Raw genomic sequence first — 24,133 nt, 5'->3', positions numbered from 1 at the left:
AGGAAAACTTAAAAAGCTAAAAGAAACCTTAAAGGATTGAGTTAATCTTAGATTCTTATATATATTTAAGTATGAAAAAATCTGTTTACTATATAATTATAGTACTCATTGCTTTACCGGCTGGTCTAATGCTTGGTTTACAAATTAGTACGGTAGAAAAACAATATCAGAAGAACAAAGAGAATTTTAAAAATGATGTAGAGCAAGCTATTAGAGAAGTAGGAGGTGTATATGGTTTATGGAATAGCCATACCTCAAATACAGAAGATAAGGAAAGTTACAATTCTATGTACACAAATATAGACAGTACCTTTAGTGTCCTTATCGCTCAAAGTGCACAACCTTATCCTTTATTAGATTTTACACCTGATACGCTTTTACCAAAAATCAGAAAAACCCAATTTTTAAAATTTCAAAAAGAATTAGAAGAAACCAGACGTAAAGAAAATAAGCGGCTTAAAGAGTTTTATGTTTTAAGAAGTATTCAATATTGCGCGGACTGTGAAGATCATACTGAAAGTGTTGCAGAAATATTCCCATTAGATTCTTTAATTAGAAATAAACTTTATGATAATGGCATAGATACAGAAGTTGAAATTGCATTTTATAATACCTCATTACAGCAATATGGCTATGCAACTAATATCTCCAATTCCTCAAAATATTCAGAGACTTCATACAGCTATCCATTTACTGATAATGAGACATTAAAGTTGTATTTTCCGCAATATAAAGCGGTGCTAAGAAAAGAGTTATTAAGCTCTATTATTTCATCAACAGGTCTCGTCTTAATTTCCTTTGTATGTTTTGGTTTTGCGGCGCGAATGCTTTTTAAACACAAACAGTTTTCTAAAATGAAGATTGATTTTATCAATAACGTCACGCACGAATTTAAAACACCAATTGCAACAATAAACTTTGCGCTTGCAAATATTGAAAATGATGATGTTGTAAAAAACCCTAAGGCTATTAAGCAATTTACCAAGGTTATTAAAACGGAAAATGAGCGATTAAATGGACAAGTAGAACAAGTATTAAAAGCCGCAGTACTTAATAATAAAGCTTATCAATTAAAGAAAGAAGAATTAGATTTTCATGAAATTATAGAAGAATCTATCAATAATAATAGGTCAAAATTAGGGGATAACGATACAATGTCATCAGAGCTTTTTGCTGCAAATTATATATTAAATGGTGATGCCTTTCATCTATTAAACTTAGTGTCTAATTTACTTGATAATGCTATAAAATACTCTAGTAATAATAAGGTTATTCATATTCAAACCTCTAATAAAGGAGAATACGTTGTTTTAAGAATCACAGATAATGGCATTGGTATAAGCGCCTTAGATCAAAAGTACATTTTCGATCAGTTTTATCGTGTTCCTACGGGAAATTTACATAAAATTAAAGGGTTTGGATTAGGATTAAACTATGTCAAATCTATAGTAGAAGCTCATAACGGAAAAATTCATTTAAAAAGTAGTCCAAATGAAGGAAGTACGTTTACAATATTATTACCAACGATATGAAGGATAAGAAATTTAATGTATTAATAGCAGAGGATGATACCAACTTTGGTATGATGCTAAAGATATTTTTAGAGATGAATAGTTATCAAGTTGAACTTTGTACTGATGGTGAAGATGCTTTTGAAATGTTTTCGAAAAAAAAGTTTGACATTGGTATTTTCGATATAATGATGCCACTTGTAGACGGATTTAACTTAGCTGAACGAATTCTAAAAATTAATAATGATTTTCCATTTATCTTTTTAACTGCTAAAGCACTTAAAGAAGATCAGGTTAAAGGTTATAACTTGGGAGCATTAGATTATTTAATTAAACCTTTTGATCCTGAAATTTTACTTTTAAAATTGAATATTCTTTTACCGAGAGCTAAAAATACGAAACCCTCTTCTGCGGCTCAGTTTAAGATTGGTAATTTTAACTTTGATTTTGGTAGAAGGTCATTAGAATTAAATGGTGAAGTAACTAATTTAAGTCCAAAAGAAGCAGAATTATTAAGATTACTTTGCGAGAAAAAGGACCAAGTTCTTTCGCATACTGAAGCAATGATGAAAATCTGGAAAAATGATGACTATTTCACTAAACAGAGCATGAATGTCTATATTAGTAAACTAAGGAAATACCTCAATAAGGACGAGCTACATAATATTGAAATAAATAATTTACATAGTACTGGATTTATTTTAACCGTTACTCGGTAGAAGCATATCTATCTTTATTTGAGCAAAAATCTATAATCTAAAATTTCACTGGGATTATTCCTTAAATCTCTTAAATAAAACACAAGCATTAACATCACCAAAGCCAAAGCTAGCTTTAGCCAGTACATCAAAGTTATACACATATTCTTTTTGTGGTATTCTTTTGCGGTCTACAAGTTTTTGAATTTCAGGATGTAAGTCCTCACAATTTTTGTTTGGTGCTATGAACTGTTCATTTAGCTGAATAACACTAGCAACACACTCTATAGCACCAGCGGCAGCAAGACAATGGCCTACTAAAGACTTGGTTGAATTTATGTATGGAAAGTCTTGACCTCTTCGATTTAAGGCTTCACTCCAATTTTGGATTTCCAAAGCATCTTTACTAGTCGCTGTAAGATGACCATTTATCACATCTACTTCAGTGTTTTTTACATTAGCATTTTCCAATGCTACTGAAATACATCGTTTTACAGCTTCTGGATTAGGCGCTGTTAAAGTACCACCATTGCGTTGACCTCCGGAATTGACTTCGCCGCCTAAAACTTCAGCATATATTTTAGCTCCTCTTTCTAAGGCACTTTCTAAGGACTCAATTACAATAGCACCAGCTCCGCTACCGGGCACAAAACCAGATGCGGTTTCACTCATTGGGCGAGAACCTTCTTGTGGTGTTGCATTGTGTTTGTATGTCATTACACGCATAGCATCAAATCCTCCCCAAACATAAGGGCCATGATCACTACAACTTCCAACTAACATTCGTTTAGCTTTACCGTTCTGTATTCTATCAAAGCCCAATAGTAAAGCTTCTGTCCCTGTTGTGCATGCTGATGAATTTGTAGTTACCTGATTCCCCAAACCTAGCATTCCGCTTAGATATGCACTAACTCCACTAGCCATGGTTTGTAATACCACTGTACTTCCTAAGCGTCTTACATTACCTTCGTCTAGTTTGTAAATGGCCTCTCGAAACTTTTCTACACCTGAAGTTCCAGTTCCGAAAATGAGTCCTGTATCATAATCTAATTCTGATTTTTCATTGACATCAAAACCTGCGTCTTTCCATGCATCAACACCTGCCATACAACCATAAAGAATACCAGAACTATTAAAGCCTCGTAATTGTAGATTTGTAAAATATTTTGATTTTAATTCGTCTGAAATTTGAGGGATTCCACCAATCTGACATGAGAAATTCAAATCATTAAGATCTTGATGAAACGTAATACCAGAGACGCCATCTTTAAGCGCTTTTGTAAAAGCCTCTAATCCCACACCATTTGGTGCTACAACACCAAGACCTGTAATAACTACGCGATTCGTCATATTTTCAACATTCCTGAAATTAATCCTCTAGCAACTAGCTCATCTTTACTATTGAACATTTTTACTTTACATTTTAACTTGTTAAACCGAAACACCTCTTTTTCAGATACTACAACTACTTTTTCACCTGGTAAAACAGGTAAGTAAAAATCTATTTGATTTGCTGTTAAAGCTATTTGTGGTTGTTTAGAACTATCTAATTCATTTGCCAATAAATAAATACCTAAACATACTAATCCGATCTGGGCCATACATTCCGTTAAAATAACACCAGGCGTAATTGGGTTATTTTTAAAATGCCCTTTATAAAAAAAGGCCTCTTCATCGAAAGTATAGCTTCCCTTAACACCAGCTTCAGTAATCGTAACAATCTCGTCAACAAAAAGAAACGGAGCTTCATATGGTAATAGTTTAATAATTTTTGAAATTTCCATATTTGCCGTTTAACTGCCTTTTAGTTTTTCTCCTTTAGCGGATAATTGAACAATTTTTTTAATTCGATTTTTTCTAGTCTTGTCTGTCTTTGCCAATTTAATCCATCTCAACACAAAACGCTTACTTGAATCGTTTATAGCATCAAAAAAAGCCAGTGCCTCAGGTTGTTCTGACAATTCCTTTTCTAAATCGTCTGGTTTTATGAGCATGTCTACATCATTCATAAAATCCCACATTCCATTCTCTTTTGAAGCCTTAATACTCTTGTAACCAGAAGGTGCCATACGATTTTCTGAAATGAGTTTTTCAGCTCTGTCTTTGTAAGTTTTAGCCCAATGTTGTGCCTTTCGTTTTGAAATTAACTGCATAGTTTTGTCATCATCTAGCTTTCTTCTAATACCATCAATCCAACCAAAGCAAAGTAATTCATCCAATATTTCAGAAGTTGACACATACTTTTCAGGTGTGTCTTTTTTATAGGTAACCAACCAAACACTTTCGGTTTGATTATAATGCACTGATAACCAATTTCTAAGCTCACGTGATGAGTTAACCTCAACTTTTTCAAAATTGTCAGTTTTAATCATGTTCTCATCTTAAATGTTCACCTCCATCAACAGGAATGATAGTTCCTGTAATCCAAGAGGCTTCATCCTTAGTTAATAAATACACCGCATTAGCTACGTCTTCGGGCGTGGTGAGACGTTTATAAGGATTTCGTTTTAATGTGTGATTTATAATCTGTTCGTTACCTGGAATCATTCGTAATGATGCAGTATCAGTCACACCAGCTTGTATGCAATTGGCTTTTATGCCGTGTGCGGCAAACTCAAGTGCAATATTTCTTGTAATGGCCTCAAGCGTAACCTTTGCTGCAGAAACAGCAGCATAGTTTTGCCATGCTTTTGTATTGCCTTCACTCGTAAAGCTAATGACACGTGCATCTGACGCAAAAAGATCAGCATCAAAAATTGACTTAAACCAATCATATAAACTGATGCCCATTGCTTGAATCGTTAGTGCAAAATCATCATGTTTAAGTTCATTATTTTCATCTGACACCATAGGTTTTAAATTTCCCTTTGCCACACTATGTACCAAGGATTTAATTTTATTTTCCTTACCCAAAGACAATTTTAATGTATCAATTATCTCATTCCGCTTTTCAGGTTTAAAGGCATCACTGTTAAATGACTTGAATTCTACACCTTCTTTCTTAATGATTTCAAATTCTCTTAAAATAGCTTCTTGTTGCATTCTAGAATTACGATGTACAATGCAAATATTTAGACCGTGCTTAGCCAATTTTTTAGCTGTAGCAAGACCTAAACCACTACTTCCACCTAAAATAAGTGCCCATTCATTTCTATGTTTAAATTCTTTAATCATTCTTCTTTGTATTAGTGAGATGCTGAAACAAGTTCAGCATGACAAAACATTAATTTTGTCACCATTCTAATAAGATACGTTGTGCCGAAAAACCAGGCCCAAAACTGAGCATTATCCCTTTGTCACCTTTTGGTAAATCTCTATCCATAAATCGTTCTAAAACATAAAGAACAGTCGCGCTACTCATATTACCATAGAGGCGTAACACCTCTTTTGTGTCGTCAATGTTTTTACCTAAATCACCAAATAGTTCTTCGACAGTTTGTACAATTTTTTTGCCACCAGGATGAAACACCAAATGGTCAATCTCTGCAATGGTTAAATTATTTTGCTCTAAAAACGGATGAATGATTTTAGGGAAATGATCTGCAATGGTTTGAGGCACGGATTGATCTAATACCATTTGAAGACCTGTATTTCGCAGTTTAAATCCCATCATATGTGCAGCATCGTAAAAATGATACATAGCTTCATCTAAAATTTCAGGACCTTCTTCATCTTCGTAAGAGGATAGAATTACACTAGCGCAACCATCACCAAAAATTGCTGCACTCACAATATTAACCATGGAGTAATCGTCTAATTGAAACGTAGCTGTTGGTGATTCTACAGCTACTACTGCAGCGCGTTTATTGGGGTTGGATTTTAAAAAATTCTTTGCGTATAAAATCCCCGAAACTCCGGCAGCACAACCCATTTCAGTAACCGGTAAGCGCACAATATCTCGTCGCATCTTTAAACTATTAATTAAAAAGGCGTCTAAAGACGGAATCATAATCCCTGTACAAGAAACGGTAATAATATAGTCAATATCTGCTGGTTGTAATTTGGCTTTATCTAAGGCTTTAACCAAACTTTGCTCTGCAAGTTTTACACATTCGCGTGCGTAAATGTCATTTTTTTCTTCAAAAGATGTCTTTAAAAAAACATCTTCTGCGTCCATAATAGAATACCTTTTATCAACCGCTGCATTTTCAAAGATTTTTAAAACTTTGCGCCTAAAACGTTCGTCTTGCCCTTCTAACCAGAGTTCAACATATGGTAAAATATCCTTTGTTTTACGGGTATATTTTGGTAGTTGCTTTGCAACCGATGTAATTCTTACAGCCATTTAAGTTCTTATTAGCCATTGGTAGCGAAATGCCCATTTCCAATGAATTTGTGATTTTAGTTGCAGTTGATCTGAGTGGCTTTCTAATTCATTTCTTTTAAATGATCTTAAAATAGACGTTAATCCATCTTGCACAATCATGTCATTAGAGATAAATAATCCTAACAACTTAAATAATCCATAAGCCAATGTACTGCGATGCAAGTCATTAATCACTATACCTATATTGGCATTTGATGCTAACTGCTTTAACATATGCTCAATTTCATTTTCTTTAAAATGATGTAAAAACAATGTCGATAAGGCGATATCATATTTTAAATCTTTGAATTCCTCAGAAAAAATATCAAGTTTTTGAAAACTCAATGCTGCATAATCATTTGACAATTCTTGTGCGTAAGCAACAGCATCTTCATTCGCATCTATACCTATAAGCTTAAACTTAAACCCTTGTTTTCTTCCAAAATCCGCAACTAACCGCAACATATCACCATGTCCACAGCCCAAATCAATAATCGTATAGGTTTTAGATTTATCTTGATCTTTTAATAATTGTTCTACGCCATTAATAGTAACATTATTTCCGCCAAGCCATTTATTTATTTTTCCCAGTTTATCGAGAGTATCGCGCAACAATTCTCCTTTTATGGAAAAATCGTCCATAATCTCAGTAGCATTACTTCTATATGTAGTATCGATGAATAAACTCACTTTACTTTAATAGGTTTTCCATGTGTCATCCTAATAATTTGTGGCACTAAAAATGGTAACCCTCTTAAAAGTACGAGTAATTTTGGCGCCAACCAATCTTGTCTAAATAAATATGCAATGATGTGTCCAACACTGAGCCTTAATTTGAAATTTTTTTTCCATGACTTTATATATGCGCTTTCAAGCTTTTCACGCGTTGGAATGTTCTGATTTAAATATTCAATCATAACATCTGAAGCTAACTTTGCACTGCGTATGGCCATTCCCATTCCGTTACCACAAAGTGGATGAATCATGCCCGCGGAATCACCACACATAATCATATGGTTCTCAACCGGTTTTTTAGTTTCAAAAGAAATCTGACTTATGGTTAAGGGATGATCAAATACTTGATTTGAAGATTTAAAAATTGTCTTCAACAGTTCGTTTTTAAAGACAATAGCTTCTTGAAAATGCTGAATATCCTTGTAAACTTTAAAAGCGTCAAAACTTGTGATGTAACAAAGATTTATGTGATTATTCTCAATTTTTGAAACCCCACAATAACCTCCTTTAAAATTGTACAAGGCCACTTTATTCTCTGGAAATTCTCCCTTAACATGCAATTTTACACCAAGGTACGGCGATTTCTTTTTTATAAAATCGCGTTTAAATTGAATATCGAGATTAGAGCGTTTTCCAAAAGCACCAACGACCAATTTAGATGTAACCACATCATTTACCTTCATTTTAGTGCTGAAAGTGTCATTATTGAATTGGACATCAACCACAGAATCTTGAATAATCTTAACTCCTTCTTTCTTCGCAAGTAAGAACAGCTCATAATCCATTTTATAACGACTGATACCAAAACCTCCAAGAGGTAACTTAGCTTCAATACTTTTATTGTTATGTGTGGTCAACTGAAATTTTGTGATGGCTTTTGCCCCAAAATTAAAAGGGTCAAAACCAAGATACTCTAAATAAGGAAGTACCTCATTAGACACATATTCACCACAAACTTTATGTTTTGGATAATTATTCTTTTCTACTAATACTACCTTAAATTGATGCTTTACAAGGTGAATGGCGCAGCATAAACCGGCTAATCCACCACCAATTACAACCACATCAACATTAGGTGCTTTCATAGTAAATTATGATAATGCTTTACTTGTACTTTAACGGTTTTTCCTAAAATAAAACTGCTTCCACCAACACCAAAGTCTTTCCGGTTAATTTCAAACGCAGATGCAATAAAGATCCTGTTCTGTTGTCTTTCTAAAGTAAGTGGAATTGAAATATTCTTAGTTTTTCCTTTGATGGTTAACGTTGCTAAAACGCTATAGGTGTTGTCATCATTTTTTGTCATGGAAGTACTTTCGAGAATTATATATTGATATTTGCTTTGGTGAAAATAATCCTCCTTTAATAAGTGTTCGTCTCTGCTCTCAATGCCTGTTTCAATAGATTTGACCTCAACTTTACCATAAATTGAAACTAAGTCTCCTTTCGTATTAAATTGTGTATTAATTTCAAATGAATTAAAATGTCCATCTACATTAACACCCAAATTTTTAATAACAAAATCAATTGAATTGGTTTTTTGGGCATTACCAATGCCTATTAATGCAATAATTATAACTTGAATAAAACGAATCACAGGATCTAATTTACTTGTGAAGTTACAATAGTTTTTAAAGGAAAAAACGTAAGTGCCTCAATTTTAGATAATTTTTGTGATTGTTATTTCCTTATCACGAAATTTAAAAGTCTCATTAATAGTTTTACCTACTAATAATCTTGCAATTGGAGAACCTAGTGAAATAGCAAAAAATGTGTCGTCATTATATACTACTTCACCGACACCTGTGCTTATAAAATAATTTGACTGTGTTGTATACACAATACTACCAAGTGCAATTGTGCTGTGGTTTTGAGAGATATTAATCTTATTTAAAACTAGAAATTGTTTCTGTAATTCAGCAAGCTGCTGACCTGCTTTTTCTCGTTCTAGTTGAAGCATGGCTCTACCAGTTTCGTGTTTGTCACCTGCGGTACTTTTGGTCTCTGATGTTAAGGCCTTTTCAATATCTGAGATTGTATTTTGAATCACCTCTAACCTTTTGTTTAAAAAGGTTTCACATTGTTGATGTAATTGTTGTTTAACGGTCATTACACTAAATCTGCTAAATCTTTACCAACACTACTACCAATAGCAACTCCCATTCCGCCTAAACGGACACCACAATAGACATGGTTACTGAGTTGTTCTACTATCGCGTTCTTCTGAGAACCAACACCCATAATACCAGACCATCTGTGGTCTATTTCAAATTCCGTCTCTGGTAAAATTGTAGTTTTAAGTATGTTTTCTAACTCGTTTTGAATGAGTTCTGTTTCGCCAAATTCAGATGTTTCTTCACCATTAAAATCTAAATTTCTGCCGCCACCAAACAAGATTCTATCATCAATATTTCTGAAATAATAATAACCTTGGTCTAAGTGAAACGTACCTTTAATGTGCAAATCTTGTATTGGTTTTGTAATAAGTACTTGTGCTCGTGCAGGTTTAACACTATCAATATTTAATTTTGAAGCAAAACCATTGGTTGCAATGCATAATTTCTTTGTGCTCAACTCAAAATTATCTGTACTTATTTTTACACTATCAGTATCATCAGAAAAAGAATTAACGGTAATTCCGTTTAAAATTTTAATGTCGTTCTGAAGGACTTTTTGAAGCAATGCTTCCATCATTTTTCCAGTATCTATTTGTCCTTCGAACTGATTAAATCCTAACTGAGCTTTACAATTTTTAAACCCAAAATCATTCGTTTTAAAACTAAATATCTCATCTGAGAATAATGGCTTTAAAAGCGTATTGATATCATTTTTTTTAGCATAACATTTCTCAAATAAATCATCATGACTTGAAAAGAGCTCATAACCACCAAACGGTTTATAGTCAATAGTTTTATCACCTAAATTTTCTCTTAATAGCTGCAGCCCATTGATGCGTTTTTTCACAAGCTGAAACACTTCTTCTTCGGTATGTGATTCTAAATCATCAATGATTTCGCTTAAACTTCCAAAGCATGCAAAACCAGCATTTTTTGTGCTCGCGCCTTGTGGTAATAGGCCTTTTTCGAGAATGAGAATATTAGCTTTTGGAAAGCGTTGTCTCAATTGCAAGGCACAATTAAGTCCAACAATACCACTACCAACAATTGTATAATCTACGTTGGTTAACCAAGATTTTATTTCCCAATAGGATAGGTTCAAGAAGTGATTAGTGATTAGTGATTAGTAAATGTACGATAGTATTTAGGAAAACAAAAGTGTTAGGGATAGAAGCGGCATCCTTTTTTTTGAGATTCCTGCCTACGCAGGAATGGCAGAAAAAGATATAGCGGATAGCCCGACGCTATTGAGTATTGAGAGTATCGAAACCCCAATAGGGAAACACCCAAAGACAAAAAACTCCGAAAATAAATTTCGGAGTTTTAATATTATTCTTCTTCCTTTTGCATTTCAAAGTCTTCCATAAATTTAGTGGTGTAATTACCTGCTAAATAGTCTGGATGGTCCATTAATTGTCTGTGGAAAGGAATGGTTGTTTTAATACCTTCAATTACAAACTCGTCTAATGCACGCTTCATTTTGTTGATTGCTTCTTCTCTGGTTTGAGCTGTTGTAATCAACTTGGCAATCATAGAATCATAGTTTGGTGGAATGCTATAACCTGCATACACATGCGTGTCTAAACGCACTCCGTGTCCACCTGGCGCATGTAATGTAGTAATCTTACCTGGTGACGGTCTAAAGTCGTTAAACGGGTCTTCGGCATTGATTCTACATTCTATAGAATGCAAGTTTGGTGTATAGTTTTTACCCGAAATTGGCACACCTGCAGCCACAAGAATTTGCTCTCTAATAAGGTCAAAATCTATAACTTGTTCAGTAATTGGATGCTCAACTTGGATACGTGTATTCATTTCCATAAAGTAGAAGTTTCTGTGCTTATCTACTAGGAATTCAACCGTTCCTGCACCTTCGTACTTTATATATTCTGCAGCTTTTACAGCAGCTTTACCCATTTTATCTCTAAGCTCGTCCGTCATAAAAGGTGAAGGCACCTCTTCTGTTAACTTTTGATGTCTTCGTTGTACTGAACAATCTCTTTCTGATAAATGACAAGCTCTACCTGTAGAATCTCCTACAACCTGAATTTCGATATGTCTTGGCTCTTCGATAAGCTTTTCCATGTACATATCATCATTTCCGAAGGCTGCTTTAGATTCTTGTCTTGCAGAATCCCATGCTGGCTTTAAGTCTTCTGGTTTCCAAACGGCACGCATACCTTTTCCACCACCACCAGCAGTTGCTTTTAGCATTACCGGATAACCAACTTCAACAGCTAGTTTTTCGCATTCTTCAAAGTCTGCAATAATACCATCACTTCCTGGAACACATGGCACACCAGCAGCTTTCATAGTTGCCTTTGCTGTAGCCTTGTCTCCCATTTTTGAAATCATTTCTTCAGAAGCACCGATAAATTTAATACCATGCTCTTCACAAATCTTAGAAAACTTAGCGTTTTCTGATAAGAAACCATATCCTGGATGAATTGCATCTGCATTGGTAATTTCTGCAGCAGCAATAATGTTAGCCATCTTTAAATAAGACTCGCTACTTGGTGCTGGACCAATACATACAGCTTCGTCTGCAAACTTAACATGCAAACTATCTGCATCCGCAGTAGAGTAAACAGATACCGTTTTGATACCCATTTCTTTACAGGTTCTAATAACACGTAGTGCTATTTCACCTCTATTAGCTATTAATATTTTTTTAAACATCTTTAGGTATTTTAGATTAGTTAGATAATTGAAATGTTTAGATGTCTTCTATACATCTAAACCTCTAATTGTTCTAAAATTAAGATGGGTCAACCAAGAATAATGGTTGGTCAAACTCAACTGGTGAAGCGTCGTCAACAAGAACTTTAACGATTTTACCTGAAATTTCAGACTCTATTTCGTTAAATAACTTCATTGCCTCAATAACACATAATACATCACCTTCTTTTACGTCAGTACCTACCTCAACAAATACTGGTTTGTCTGGTGAAGGCTTACGGTAAAATGTTCCGATAATTGGTGACTTAATTGTAATGTATTTTGAATCATCAGCGGCTGGTGCAGCTGGTGCAGGAGTTTCTGCTACTGGTGCAGCTGCTACAGGAACTGGTGCTTGTTGCACAACTGGTGCTGCTGCTTGTACAGGTACTTGTTGAACAATTGTAGTTTCACTTTCTGAACCTGTTTTAATGGTAATTTTAACATCATCCATTTCTAACTTAACTTCGCTTGCGCCAGATTTAGCTACAAACCTAATTAAGTTCTGAATTTCTTTTAAATCCATAATTTTAAGAATATTTGTTAGTTAGTTTTAGTTTGAGTTGTAAGCCCACTTAAAATAAATTGAGCCCCATGTAAATCCTCCACCAAAGGCAGCGAAAATAATATTATCGCCTTTCTTTAGTTGAGATTCATAGTCATATAAAAGTAAAGGTAAAGTCGCTGATGTAGTATTTCCATATTTTTGGATATTCATCATTACTTTTTCTTCCTCTAAATTTATTCTGTTAGCTGTTGCATCAATAATTCTTTTATTTGCTTGATGCGCTGCTAACCATGCAATATCGTTATTGGTAAGATTATTTCTTTTTAAAATACGCTCAGCTACATCTGCCATGTTAAACACTGCATTTTTAAATACCGTTTTTCCATCTTGAAAAACAAAGTGTTTATCTTCATCAAAAGCTTCTTGCGTCATCGGATACGAAGAACCGCCATATTGTGCATGAAGGAATTCTCTTCCTTCTCCATTGCTTCTCAATAATTCGTCCTGTAAACCTAGTCCTTCGTCATTTGGTTCAAATAATACAGCTCCTGCACCATCACCAAAAATGATACAAGTTGCTCTATCTTTATAATTAATCATTGAAGAATTCTTATCTGCGCCAATAAGTAATACTTTTTTGTATCGACCAGATTCTATGTAAGCTGCAGCCGTTGACATCCCAAAAAGGAAACTAGAACATGCCGCTTCTAAATCATATGAAAATGCATTTACTGCACCTATTTGTGTCGCTGTATAAGCTGCTGTTGAAGCCGCTTTCATATCTGGTGTAGCCGTAGACACAATTACCAAGTCGATGTCTTTAGGGTCTACACCTGTTTTGTTTATTAAATCTTCTGCTGCTTTTATTGCTAAAAATGAAGAGCCCTTACCTTCTTCCTTAAGTATTCTTCTTTCTTTAATACCAGTACGTGTAGTTATCCACTCATCGTTGGTATCTACCATGGTTTCTAATATTTGATTAGACAACACATATTCAGGAAGATAACCTCCAACGCCAGTTATAGCTGCTGTGATTTTACTCATTATTAGCTGTTAGTTTAGTTAGCAAATATTAAAAAAATGCTCAAAACTTGCAGTTTTAAGCCGATTTTCAACACTTTTTGGCAAATAATTATACAAATAAAGTGGTTTTTGCCCTATTCAGAAAATTTAAATAAAAAAAACGCCCACAAGTGAGCGTTTTCTTATATGCGTGCATAATACTTATGCTAAGTTTTCTTCTTCTGCAGAATTGTCTATTAAAACCTGACCTCTGTAGTATAACTTTCCTTCGTGCCAGTGCGCTCTATGGTATAAATGTGGCTCACCTGTTGTAGGGCAAGTTGCTATTTGAGGCACAGAAGCTTTATAGTGAGTTCTTCTCTTGTCTCTTCTTGTTCTAGATATTTTACGTTTTGGATGTGCCATTTTAAATGTTATTTATCCGTTAATAGTTTCTTTAAATTATTCCAACGAGGATCAATATCCTCTGATTCATTCTTCTCTTCGCCTACATTAGGACTTAATTCTTCTAATTTTGAAAGTATATCTGACTTTAATGTGCCGTCTTCAATACCTGGATGAACCCGTTTTGCTGGGACAGCTAACACAATAAGTTCATATATATATTGCGCAACATTAATTTCGTACTCACCATGAGGTACAATTAAGATATCTTCATTATCATCATTGTACGCTTCGCCAAACTTTACAACCAATTTAAACTCATCTTCAATAGTTTGGTTATATGGTTCGTTAGTTAAATCACAATTGATATTTACAAAACCTGTTGCTGTAAAATACAACTCTAATAGTGTCGTTTTCTTTACAAAGTTTAGGTCAATTTTTATGTCAACTGCATTAAACTCATCATACTCAAAATTTTGAAAGAACGTATTCTCTACATCAAAATCAAAATGGTGTTCTCCTACTTTTAGACCTATAAACGGTATATTATATTCTTTTAATACCTTCATTACCACACACATTTTGAGCGTGCAAATATATAAATTTTTCCTTATTTACACTCAGATATTAACAATTTTTGTTCATATCTATTTTGACACCTTTTTTAGAGGGCTTTTACTATAGTGTAAATACTCTGTTCTATTCTTGAAAATCTGAATGGCTGTCTCTATTGCTTGTATAAAAGAACCTGCATCAGCCTTGTTTTTGCCGGCAATTTCATAAGCAGTACCGTGATCTGGTGATGTTCTCACTTTATCTAAACCTGCTGTAAAATTTACACCTTGACCAAATGTTATGGTTTTAAAAGGAATTAAACCTTGATCGTGATATGATGCAATAATGGCATCGAAACTCTTATATGTGTTAGAACCAAAAAAGCTGTCAGCAGAATATGGCCCATACACTAAATGGCCTTCAGCTCGTATTTTTTCAAGAGCAGGTTTTAATACCGTATCATCTTCTTCACCTATAACTCCATTGTCACCAGCATGAGGATTTATAGCTAATACTGCAACTTTAGGTTTTCTAATTCTAAAATCTTGTTTTAGTGAGGTTATTACAGTCTCTAACTTCTCTCTTATAAGGTCTTCATTTATATGTTCTGAAGCGTCTTTAAGTGGTACGTGGTCTGTTAAAAGCCCTACGCGTAATCCTTCGGACACCATAAACATCAAACTTTTTCCATTGAGTGATTTTGCCAAATAATTGGTGTGTCCAGGAAAATTAAATTTTTCAGATTGAATATTGTGCTTATTAATTGGAGCTGTGACTAAGACATCTACTTTACCATTTTTCAAAGCATTTGTTGCCGCTTCCAAAGATTTAATAGCATAAGAACCTATTTTTTTATCTTCTTTACCAAATTCAATTTTCACAGGCTCTTTCCAAACATTAACTACATTAAACTTACCGTGAACTAATTTGTCAGCACTATCAATATTAAAGAGATTAATTTTACTCTTAAATTGATTTTTAAAAAACTGCATTGTTTTACCAGAAGCAAAAACCACAGGTGTACTTAGTTCTAATGATCTGGGGTCTTCGTATGCTTTTAGCACTATTTCTGGCCCAATACCATTTAGATCACCAATGGAAATCCCGACTACAACTGTTTCTTCATGTTTCATACTACTCTAATAATGCTATTTTTTTATTAAAATTGATTTAAGGCAACTCTTAAGTAAGTAACTTTGTAAATGCAAATCTAACTTAATTTAAACAAATAGCATGTTTACAGGGATTATAGAAAAATTAGGTAAAATTGAAGATCTAAAACAAGAAAACACCAATCTACATCTTACGGTAAGTTCTTCTATTACCGACGAACTAAAAATTGATCAAAGTGTTGCTCATAATGGTGTTTGTTTAACTGTGGTAAGTATTGATAAAGACAATTATGTTGTTACAGCTATAAAGGAAACCTTAGATAAAACCAATATTGGACGATTATCTGTAGGTGATGCCATTAATCTAGAGCGCGCTATGAAATTAGGGGATCGATTAGATGGTCACATTGTTCAGGGTCATGTTGATCAAACAGCTACATGTACAGAAGTGCAAGAGGAAAACGGAAGTTGGATATATACCTTTGAATACGACCCAAGTTTAAGCAATGTTACAATTGAAAAAGGCTCAATAACGATTAATGGTGTGAGTTTGACGGTAGTGAACTCTAAATTAAATAGCTTTTCCGTAGCTATTATACCTTACACTTATAATCATACTACCTTTAAGCACCTCAATGTAGGTGACATTGTTAATTTAGAATTTGATGTGATTGGAAAATATGTAAAGCGCTTAAATGAATTAAGACACTGATTTTTTTGAAAACTTACTTGCTTTATATATTCCAAATAAAAAGGCAAAAACAAACAAAATAAGAATACCACTATCAATAGGAAACCCTGGTGGTGGAGGTCCAGTAGGTGGAGGTGGAGGTGTTACTGTTTGAGCATTAGAAGCAAAGCTTACTAAAATTAGCAACACTAGGGCAAATTTATTGTTGTTGTGCATGATGTTAATAATGCGGTATATATATCAAATCAAGGGCCAAAAGTATAAAAAAAACTATTGTCACCCAATTTATTTAGTTAAAAAACGTCTTTTAAACGCAAATATTGTCGATGAAATGCATTTTTTAAGCTTTTCTTAATAGAATAGTTAATAACTTAATTATATAGTCTCAACTAACCTTTTTTACATCCAAATTGAATGCACAGTGATAGGCATAAAAAACTTGGCTTTACCAATTCAAATTACAGTAAATTTGCTTTAAAAAAGGTGATATGATTTTAGATACTATAAAGAAAAGACGTTCTGTTTATACTAATCAATTTTCAGACAAAACTGTTGAAAAATGGAAAATAGAACAAATATTAGAAGCAGCGAATTGGGCACCAACGCACAGAAAAACAGAACCATGGCGATTTAAAGTAGTGCTTGGTGAATCTCAAATAAAGCTTGGCGAATTTCTTGCAGAAAAGTTCAAAAGTACAACTCCAAAATTCTCAGATTTTAAATACAATAAAATAAAAACCAACCCTACAAAAGCAGGAGCTGTTATAGCGATTTGTATGCAACGACATGAAACTATACCAGAATGGGAAGAAATAGCAGCAACAGCAATGGCTGTTCAAAACCTGTGGTTGGCAACTCAAGATTTAGAACTTGGCGGTTATTGGAGTTCACCTGCACTTATTGAATATATGGGTGAGTTTTTTGATCTAAAAGAAGGTGAACGCTGCTTAGGCTTTTTCTACTTAGGCTATATTGAAACACCTTCAATGGAGCGCGTTCCAAGCTCAATTGGAGATAAGGTTGAATGGCTTTGAATTGTACATCCTTAATTCTAAAACGAAATCCTAAACACCAAATTTGGTGTTATACCCAAACCTAAAAGCGTTTGTTGTACAATTTCAGGTTGTTCGTTTTCGTCCTGTTCAAGATTAAAAAGTTTATCAAGCTCATTTTTTTGGTTGTATATATTTAGCACAGAACATCCTATTCTTGCCTTTACTTTGTTTGTTGCTCCTAGTTTAAAATCATATAAAAGACTGGCGTCTAAACGATGATAAGTGTTTAGTCTGTTATCGTTTTGTTGTTGATATACTAAGACGTTTTCGGTTTCATTGCTTTCATTTTGAAAAGTGTCAATGCCAGAAGGTGATGAAAAAGGTTTCCCTGTAGCGATATTCCATCCTAATGACACTTGTAATTGTTTAAACTTGTAACTTCCAGAAACTGAAAGCACATGAGTTTGGTCAAAATTCCCCGAAAATTTTGAAGATTGTATGTCACTAAAATTGAAATCAGTTTTGCTTAAAGAATAACTTAACCATGTTCTAAAACGCTTTATTCGCTTTTTAATCAATATATCTATACCGTAAACAACACTTGTGCCAGATGTATAATTATCTTCTATAGAAGAGCTGTTAAAACCACGTGTAAAAGAAGTAATTCCTTTATTATACTTGTAATACCCTTCAACATCTATTTTCCAGCCGTTATGGTTAATTAAGAAACCAGTAGTAATCTGTTTGCTGTTAAGTACAGGAATATCTTCATCTTCATCTGCCAAGGTCCAAATGTTGTCATCTAAGCCTAAATCATTAAATTCTAAACTTACTAATTGACTAACAGATTGATTTTTTATTTCACCAGAAGATTTAATGGTAAATGCTTCGCTTAGTTTATAATCTGCATAGAAGCGAGGTTCTAAATAGGTTTTATTAATTTTTGAAAAAGTTACAAAGCGTAGACTAGGTTTTAGGGTAAATTTTGTTTTTGAATAATCATATTCAGCAAAAGCACTTAAGACCTGAATACGACTTTGTTGTATTTCGTCTTGCTCATCTTCTTCCAAGAAATTAATATTAAACGCCACATCACTGTCTGTATAATCTAATCCAAGATTTATGCTAGAATTAGAATTAATACTGTGAGAAGATTGTAAGGTGAAACCAATATCTTTAACCGTATTTAATCTATTAAAACCATTGTCTTCTTCTTCAAGTTGGATTTCATTCAAGATATATTGAGATTCATAATTTGAATAATGAAAACTACTGCTTAAAGACCATTTTTTATTTAAATAGTGCTCTGAAGATAAACTAAAACCACTATTTGTTAAATCTAACTTATCTGAGGATGATTGGTCAAATTCATCAATATTGGCATAATCTAAAGTATTATCTACTAATAAGCCGCTAAAGGTAATTTGATGATGGTTTGAAACTTGCCATAAGGCTTTAAGGTTAAAGTCTGTAAAATAGAATTTATCTTTAAGAATAGTTAACTCCTCTTCTTCTTGAAGGTTATTGGACTCTTCTATTTTTGTATTTTGAAATACTTTATCACCAATCTGACTAAAAGTAGGTGAATCAAAAACATCAGTTAAAGCACGTCTTCCAGAAATAAGAATACCCAACTTGTCTTTAATAATCGGTGTCTTAACAAAAATATCTGCAGTTAAGAGATTAGAGCCAAAACCTATAGACGTTTTATATAAAATATCGTTAGAAGATTGCATGTCTATAACACCAGAAATACGGTCGCCATATTTTGCGCTTACACCACTTCTATAAACGTCTACACGTTCTGTTATATAAGGATTAAATGCAGAAATCATTCCAAATAAATGACCTTGATGGTACATTTTTATACCATCCCAAAGTACTAGGTTTTGGTCTGGTGTGCCACCTCGAATATGTAGATTTGTTGCAGATTCTGTTGGGCTAGATATTCCAGGAATTAACTGCAAGCTCTGCAATACATCTGCTTCAATAAGACCTGGAAGTACACCTATTTTTTTTGGCGAAAGCGATATAGAGCCATCTTTCTTATTTTGGTTAAAACCAGACGTCAGATATTCTGAAACCAATAATACTTCATCAAGCTTTTGGGTAGCACTAAGTTTATCTTCATTAATAGGTTTAATAATAACATTTTCGTTATCCAGAAATTCAAAGTTGAGGCTGGCTTGAGCGGAAATAATATCGAGTAACACATCTAAATTTAATGTGCCACTATAGCTAACTACTTTATTTTCTATAACAGAATTATTAAACGAAAATCTTAAAGGAAAAACATCTTCGATGTCTTGAATAATATCTTTTACTGGATGATTGGTATAACTAACGTTTTGATTTTTTTCTTGAGCAGAACAAAAAAAAGAGCAGAAGAGCAGAAAAACAATCGTAATATATTTATTCACTAATACTTTTTTATAACAACAGTTTTGTTGTCTGCAAAAGTATAAGGAATATCCATTGAAATAAAAATTGTTTTTAAAGCGAGCTCTAAATTATCGTGTTTAAATCGTCCAGTAAATTGATTAGGTTTTAGATGTTTTTTACCTTTAATGGTTATGTTGTATTGGCGTTCTAGCTCATTTATAACCTCTAAAATTGGTGTATTGTAGAACGAACTTTCTTTAGATAACCATTCTGGGATGTTAGATTGTACAGTATATTCTTCTATTAAATTTGCTTTAAACTGAACGGCTTCCCCTTTAGTTAAAACAATTGGTTTTTTATTATTTGCGGTTACTTTTACTTTACCTTCATAACAAATGACGTTAAAGTAATTCTCTCTTGAATTAACAGTGAATTGCGTTCCTAACACAGTTACGCTTCCTTGAGATGTGTTTACGGTAAAGGCTTTACCTTTATTTACTTTAAAAGATGCTTCACCTTTAAGATTAAGCTCTCGATTTTGGTTCCATCTGAATGTTTTATAAGTTAATTCTGAGTCTGAGTTTAAATTTACTTCAGATTGGTCCGGAAGTTCAATTTGTAGTTGTTGAGCAAGTTGAGTCGAATACGTGCTTTCTTTTAAAAAGAACAATAGACCAAAACAAACAATGAGACAAGCAGCAATAGCGCTTGTCCAAACTGGCCACAAACGTTTAACTTTTTTAGTTTCTTTATGTTGTTTTTCAATCTTTTGTATAGTAGCTTCAAAATTATAGTCTAAATCATATTCAGGAAATTTAGCGTCTTCAAGCTCATCAACAATCTGTTTATAGTACATATAGTCATCAGAAGCTTTAAAATCTTTCAGTTCTTGTTCTGAAAGTTCATCAGCCGCCCAACGCGCTAAATATGTATCGTCGTATTGTTGTTTCATACACTAAATTTTCGTCTTTGTATTTATAACCAGTTTAATTAAATAAACCCTATTATATTTTATAATTTTTTATACTTTTTCTAAGTGAAACTAATGCACTACTCATTCGCATTTCTACAGTTTTTACTGAAATATCAAGTATTTCTGCAATTTCTTTATATTTCTTTTTTTCAATTCTATTTAATAAAAAAACTTCACGTTGTTTGTCTGTAAGTCTATTAATAGCGTTGTTTAATTCTTGTTGAAATTCTTTTTGTCTATACTCAAATTCTGGGTCTTCATTATTTACTCTATCCGCCTTTAGAGCTTTATATTTCAAAACTACTTTTTGATGTTCGTAATCATTAAAAAAAGCGTTTTTAGTAATAGTAAATAAGTACGACTTGGCTTTGTTTATTGGCACTTTTGCACAGTTGTTCCAGAGTTTTACAAAAGCATCTTGTGTATAATCTTCAGCTTTAGATACATCACCACATTTGGCATATATAAAATTACGAAGTAGCAACGAATAGTCTTTAAAGACTTTTTCAAAAACAGTTTTCTCGCAAATGGAAGCTAAAGTGTTCTTCATAAACTACGAAATAGGCACACAAACTTAATTAATAAAAAATTAAACAGGGTTTTTTTTTACGAAGCTGTTATAGAACAAAACAATCTTAAAAATGAATAAAAGTTTCCAAATTACCATTTACCTTTTAATAGCTTTTGCAATGCTCTCTATGGCATTTAAACTAAAACCACTGACAAAAACCTTAAGTGGTTTTATGCCAAGCTCTATTTATGAAGTGTCTTATAACTTTTACATAAAAGGCGATGATAAAAAGGTATTTGTAAAATCCTATTTGCCCAAAAGTAATCATAGACAAAAAATTTCTAATGTAGAACAAGACTACGAAAAGATGACCTTTAAAATAAAGGATGAAAAAGAAAACCAGCGTGCTACTTGGCGTTCAAAAACCACAAGTAAGTTTCATAGTATTAATTATAGCTTTTTGTTTAAAGGAAAAGCCGTTAAGTATAATATTGCCGAAAATTTATCTTTAGAAAAAGCATCGTCATCATATGCCAATTATTTAGTGGAAGAAGAACATATAGAAGTGCATCATCCATCAATTGATTCTTTAGCTAGAATACTAACTAAGAACACAAAAGATTTAAAATCTTTAGTTACAAGCCTTTATGATTATGTCAATAAAACTCCATCAGCACCAATTAGAGACCTTACAAGTGCTTTAACTGCTTTTAAACAAAACCAAGCATCATGTAACGGAAAGGCAAGATTGTTTGTGGCGCTTTGCAGAAATAGAGGAATAGCAGCACGATTAAAGGGTGGATTAATTTTAGAAGAAACCAAGAAGCGTACGTCTCATCTTTGGACAGAAGTAAATATAAATGGCACATGGATTCCTTTTGACGTGCTTAACAACCATTTTGCATATCTACCATCTAATTATTTAGAGCTGTATACTGGCGATCACTTTTTAATTACACATACTCCTAGTGTTCTTTTCGATTACAATTATGAAATAAAACCAGCTAACAATGTGCCTTTTATAAATAGTGCTAATATTGAAGAATTAAGTGGGCATCCTATTTCGTTATTAAAGGTTTTAGAAAGTAAAATCATTCCTAAAAGCGTACTTTATTTTCTATTACTGTTACCTCTAGGTGGTTTGCTAATTTCTCTTATTAAAAATGTAATTGGTTTAAAAACCTTTGGCATTTTTCTTCCTGTACTTATTGCTTATACACTTACTACAACCGGCTATGTTTCTGGCATATTATTGTTTTTGTTAATGACTTTAATTGTTGTATTGCTGTCATTTCCTTTAAATAAATGGGGGTTGTTATATACACCAAAAATGGCTGTAGTGCTCACTGCTACAATTATCATAATGTTAATGTTACTATCTGTTGGGTTACACTATAAACTACAGTGGCTTACTACAATAACATTTTTTCCGATTATTATCATCTCTATAATGGCAGAGCGTTTTTCTAGAGCTATAGAAGAAGATGGTCATCAAAAAGCATTAAGTACACTTTTTCAAACATTAGTAGCAACATCAATTTGCTATTTGGTGTTTTCTTCGGTGGTAATTAAAACAATATTATTACTCTTTCCAGAATTGTTATTGCTGGTATTGGCCATATCCTTAAAGCTGGGAAAGTGGATTGGACTACGATTATTCGAATACCAACGATTCAGCAAATTAATTACAAAATAAATCCTACAAGTTGTGGTTTATAGCGTTGATGGCCATACAATATAAACCACTCTTGATAGGTCAAAAAAACACAAAGAGATAATGAGAAATCTAAAACATAGAATCAATAATTATTTGGGTAATAGTACTAAGGTATTAGGTATAAACGAGAGAAACGTTTCTTTAATTTATCCTAATAACGAACGTAAATACTATAAGCTAGCGGATGATAAAGTACTTACTAAAACTATTTTAGAGACGCATTGTATTGACTGTGCAAAAACCTATGCTGTTATAGAACGTATTGGTGACATACAAGCCCAATGGCAAGCTATAAATAGGTATGATAAAATAGCCATAAAACCAGCAAATGGAAGTGGCGGTGGCGGAATTAAAATTTTGCGTAAAAATGATAAAAACCAATGGTGTTCTGGTGGACAATTGGTTGATGACGAACAGATTTTTCTGCACATGGCTAGCATTATTATGGGACGTTACTCATTAGGTTCTGACGATAGGGTTTTAATTGAAGAATGTATTGAACCACATCCATTCTTTCATGAAATTTATCCTGAAGGTGTGCCAGATTTTAGAGTAATTCTTTTAAATGAAAAACCACTTATGGCAATGCTTCGTGTGCCAACAGACGAATCTGATGGAAAAGCCAATTTACATCAAGGTGGATTAGGTATTGGTATCGATATGAAAAAAGGTAAACTTCAACTTGCTTATAATGGTAAACAATACTTTGAATCGCATCCAGATAATAACAACAACATTTTAGGCAAACGCATACCGTATTGGGAACATATAATTGCCGTTTCACTCAGAGTGGCAAAGCATTTTCCACTTCAGTATTTAGGTGTAGATATTGTAATTGATAAAGATAAAGGACCATTAATTATGGAAGTTAATGTGCGTCCGGGTTTAGGCATTCAATTAGCCAATCAGCAAGGCATGAAAAAAATGTTGAAATAATTACAGGGTTTTTTCTAACTAAACGGTTATACATAAAAACAAACACATGAAATATCAAAAGTCACCATTACCATACTTAACCTTATTAGTAATAATTATAAGCGCAGCATTATATTCTACAACAACCATAGATAAAAAAATTAATCAACCATTAGTTTATACTATAGAAAGTATACCAGAACATCAACGATTAGCAAGTGATGTCAGCACTGAAAATCTAATAAGTAAAGCATCAGCTGTAGTCTGCATCGATAAATAATT

At 33.2% G+C, this 24,133-nt stretch carries 27 protein-coding genes; 7 read left to right on the top strand and 20 right to left on the bottom strand.

Going from position 1 to position 24,133, the window contains the following annotated elements; all coding sequences use genetic code 11:
* The first annotated feature begins 71 nt into the window (after positions 1–71).
* Together HRU50_RS06820 and HRU50_RS06815 are read left to right on the top strand one after the other, a co-directional pair.
* Positions 72–1,532, top strand: coding sequence for a HAMP domain-containing sensor histidine kinase (locus HRU50_RS06820; protein WP_296349547.1), 1,461 nt, complete (start codon positions 72–74; stop codon positions 1,530–1,532).
* Positions 1,529–2,230 carry a response regulator transcription factor gene (locus HRU50_RS06815; RefSeq protein WP_296349545.1) on the top strand — a complete coding sequence of 234 codons (702 nt, stop codon included), beginning with the start codon at positions 1,529–1,531 and terminating at the stop codon, positions 2,228–2,230. Before HRU50_RS06820 ends, HRU50_RS06815 begins: the two co-directional genes overlap by 4 nt.
* 54 nt (positions 2,231–2,284) lie before the next feature.
* Here HRU50_RS06815 and HRU50_RS06810 read toward each other — a convergent pair whose 3' ends face one another.
* The 16 genes from HRU50_RS06810 to pdxA all read right to left on the bottom strand — a co-directional run bounded on the left by HRU50_RS06810 (position 2,285) and on the right by pdxA (position 15,688).
* Positions 2,285–3,559 (bottom strand): beta-ketoacyl synthase, encoded by a 1,275-nt coding sequence (locus HRU50_RS06810; RefSeq protein WP_296349543.1) that lies wholly within the window; start codon positions 3,557–3,559, stop codon positions 2,285–2,287.
* On the bottom strand, positions 3,556–3,993 hold the full coding sequence (locus tag HRU50_RS06805) for a hydroxymyristoyl-ACP dehydratase (RefSeq protein ID WP_296349540.1): 438 nt from the start codon (positions 3,991–3,993) through the stop codon (positions 3,556–3,558). Before HRU50_RS06805 ends, HRU50_RS06810 begins: the two co-directional genes overlap by 4 nt.
* A gap of 9 nt (positions 3,994–4,002) precedes the next feature.
* Positions 4,003–4,581: a YdeI family protein gene (locus HRU50_RS06800; RefSeq protein ID WP_296349538.1), complete on the bottom strand. Its 579-nt coding sequence runs from the start codon at positions 4,579–4,581 to the stop codon at positions 4,003–4,005.
* Between the two features lie 4 nt (positions 4,582–4,585).
* A complete protein-coding gene (locus HRU50_RS06795; protein ID WP_296349536.1) occupies positions 4,586–5,383 on the bottom strand; it encodes an SDR family oxidoreductase in 798 nt (265 codons plus the stop codon).
* Between the two features lie 58 nt (positions 5,384–5,441).
* Entirely contained in the window at positions 5,442–6,494 is a 1,053-nt protein-coding gene (locus tag HRU50_RS06790; RefSeq protein WP_296349534.1) for a type III polyketide synthase, read from the bottom strand.
* Complete coding sequence (locus HRU50_RS06785; RefSeq protein WP_296349532.1) at positions 6,495–7,205, bottom strand: methyltransferase domain-containing protein; 711 nt, start codon at positions 7,203–7,205, stop codon at positions 6,495–6,497.
* A complete protein-coding gene (locus tag HRU50_RS06780; protein ID WP_296349531.1) occupies positions 7,202–8,335 on the bottom strand; it encodes an NAD(P)/FAD-dependent oxidoreductase in 1,134 nt (377 codons plus the stop codon). Before HRU50_RS06780 ends, HRU50_RS06785 begins: the two co-directional genes overlap by 4 nt.
* The gene (locus HRU50_RS06775) at positions 8,332–8,847 is read right to left on the bottom strand and encodes a YceI family protein (protein ID WP_296349529.1); all 516 of its coding nucleotides are present in this window, start codon (positions 8,845–8,847) and stop codon (positions 8,332–8,334) included. Before HRU50_RS06775 ends, HRU50_RS06780 begins: the two co-directional genes overlap by 4 nt.
* Before the next feature lie 63 nt (positions 8,848–8,910).
* Positions 8,911–9,360, bottom strand: coding sequence for a 3-oxoacyl-ACP synthase (locus HRU50_RS06770; protein WP_296349526.1), 450 nt, complete (start codon positions 9,358–9,360; stop codon positions 8,911–8,913).
* The gene (locus tag HRU50_RS06765; protein ID WP_296349524.1) at positions 9,360–10,469 is read right to left on the bottom strand and encodes an FAD-dependent oxidoreductase; all 1,110 of its coding nucleotides are present in this window, start codon (positions 10,467–10,469) and stop codon (positions 9,360–9,362) included. Before HRU50_RS06765 ends, HRU50_RS06770 begins: the two co-directional genes overlap by 1 nt.
* A 227-nt stretch (positions 10,470–10,696) precedes the next feature.
* On the bottom strand, positions 10,697–12,046 hold the full coding sequence (gene accC / locus HRU50_RS06760) for an acetyl-CoA carboxylase biotin carboxylase subunit (RefSeq protein ID WP_296349521.1): 1,350 nt from the start codon (positions 12,044–12,046) through the stop codon (positions 10,697–10,699).
* Between the two features lie 79 nt (positions 12,047–12,125).
* Positions 12,126–12,611, bottom strand: coding sequence for an acetyl-CoA carboxylase biotin carboxyl carrier protein (accB, locus tag HRU50_RS06755; protein WP_296349518.1), 486 nt, complete (start codon positions 12,609–12,611; stop codon positions 12,126–12,128).
* A gap of 27 nt (positions 12,612–12,638) precedes the next feature.
* Positions 12,639–13,637 (bottom strand): beta-ketoacyl-ACP synthase III, encoded by a 999-nt coding sequence (locus HRU50_RS06750; RefSeq protein ID WP_296349516.1) that lies wholly within the window; start codon positions 13,635–13,637, stop codon positions 12,639–12,641.
* A 180-nt stretch (positions 13,638–13,817) separates the two neighbouring features.
* Entirely contained in the window at positions 13,818–14,021 is a 204-nt protein-coding gene (gene rpmF / locus HRU50_RS06745) for a 50S ribosomal protein L32 (RefSeq protein WP_111683250.1), read from the bottom strand.
* A gap of 8 nt (positions 14,022–14,029) precedes the next feature.
* Positions 14,030–14,569, bottom strand: a complete 540-nt coding sequence (locus HRU50_RS06740; RefSeq protein ID WP_296349514.1) for a DUF177 domain-containing protein — start codon at positions 14,567–14,569, stop codon at positions 14,030–14,032.
* 78 nt (positions 14,570–14,647) lie between these two features.
* A complete protein-coding gene (gene pdxA, locus HRU50_RS06735) occupies positions 14,648–15,688 on the bottom strand; it encodes a 4-hydroxythreonine-4-phosphate dehydrogenase PdxA (RefSeq protein WP_296349512.1) in 1,041 nt (346 codons plus the stop codon).
* A 100-nt stretch (positions 15,689–15,788) separates the two neighbouring features.
* On the opposite strand from pdxA, the gene HRU50_RS06730 reads away from it, so the two are divergent.
* Positions 15,789–16,379 carry a riboflavin synthase gene (locus HRU50_RS06730; protein ID WP_296349510.1) on the top strand — a complete coding sequence of 197 codons (591 nt, stop codon included), beginning with the start codon at positions 15,789–15,791 and terminating at the stop codon, positions 16,377–16,379.
* On the opposite strand, the gene HRU50_RS06725 is transcribed toward HRU50_RS06730, so the two are convergent.
* A complete protein-coding gene (locus HRU50_RS06725; RefSeq protein WP_296349508.1) occupies positions 16,368–16,574 on the bottom strand; it encodes a hypothetical protein in 207 nt (68 codons plus the stop codon). The genes HRU50_RS06730 and HRU50_RS06725 overlap by 12 nt on opposite strands.
* Positions 16,575–16,846: 272 nt before the next feature.
* On the opposite strand from HRU50_RS06725, the gene HRU50_RS06720 reads away from it, so the two are divergent.
* Positions 16,847–17,392 carry a nitroreductase gene (locus HRU50_RS06720; protein ID WP_296349506.1) on the top strand — a complete coding sequence of 182 codons (546 nt, stop codon included), beginning with the start codon at positions 16,847–16,849 and terminating at the stop codon, positions 17,390–17,392.
* Between the two features lie 17 nt (positions 17,393–17,409).
* Here HRU50_RS06720 and HRU50_RS06715 read toward each other — a convergent pair whose 3' ends face one another.
* From HRU50_RS06715 to HRU50_RS06705, 3 genes are read right to left on the bottom strand one after another with little or no spacing between them, the layout of a single operon-like run.
* Positions 17,410–19,773 carry a TonB-dependent siderophore receptor gene (locus HRU50_RS06715; RefSeq protein ID WP_296349504.1) on the bottom strand — a complete coding sequence of 788 codons (2,364 nt, stop codon included), beginning with the start codon at positions 19,771–19,773 and terminating at the stop codon, positions 17,410–17,412.
* Positions 19,773–20,687, bottom strand: coding sequence for a FecR family protein (locus HRU50_RS06710; RefSeq protein ID WP_296349502.1), 915 nt, complete (start codon positions 20,685–20,687; stop codon positions 19,773–19,775). The genes HRU50_RS06715 and HRU50_RS06710 overlap by 1 nt, the downstream gene beginning before the upstream one ends.
* Positions 20,688–20,739: 52 nt before the next feature.
* Complete coding sequence (locus HRU50_RS06705) at positions 20,740–21,258, bottom strand: sigma-70 family RNA polymerase sigma factor (protein WP_296349500.1); 519 nt, start codon at positions 21,256–21,258, stop codon at positions 20,740–20,742.
* 91 nt (positions 21,259–21,349) lie between these two features.
* Here HRU50_RS06705 and HRU50_RS06700 point away from each other — a divergent pair, with 91 nt between their 5' ends.
* The 3 genes from HRU50_RS06700 to HRU50_RS06690 all read left to right on the top strand — a co-directional run bounded on the left by HRU50_RS06700 (position 21,350) and on the right by HRU50_RS06690 (position 24,131).
* Complete coding sequence (locus tag HRU50_RS06700) at positions 21,350–22,915, top strand: 7TM domain-containing protein (protein ID WP_296349498.1); 1,566 nt, start codon at positions 21,350–21,352, stop codon at positions 22,913–22,915.
* A gap of 81 nt (positions 22,916–22,996) precedes the next feature.
* A complete protein-coding gene (locus tag HRU50_RS06695; RefSeq protein WP_296349496.1) occupies positions 22,997–23,872 on the top strand; it encodes a sugar-transfer associated ATP-grasp domain-containing protein in 876 nt (291 codons plus the stop codon).
* 46 nt (positions 23,873–23,918) lie between these two features.
* Positions 23,919–24,131, top strand: a complete 213-nt coding sequence (locus HRU50_RS06690) for a hypothetical protein (protein WP_296349494.1) — start codon at positions 23,919–23,921, stop codon at positions 24,129–24,131.
* The last annotated feature ends 2 nt before the right edge of the window (positions 24,132–24,133 follow it).

The organism is Winogradskyella sp. (assembly GCF_013213835.1).
In the GTDB taxonomy this organism is placed as follows: Bacteria; Bacteroidota; Bacteroidia; order Flavobacteriales; family Flavobacteriaceae; genus Winogradskyella.
This window is presented reverse-complemented; position numbering and strand designations above follow the sequence as displayed.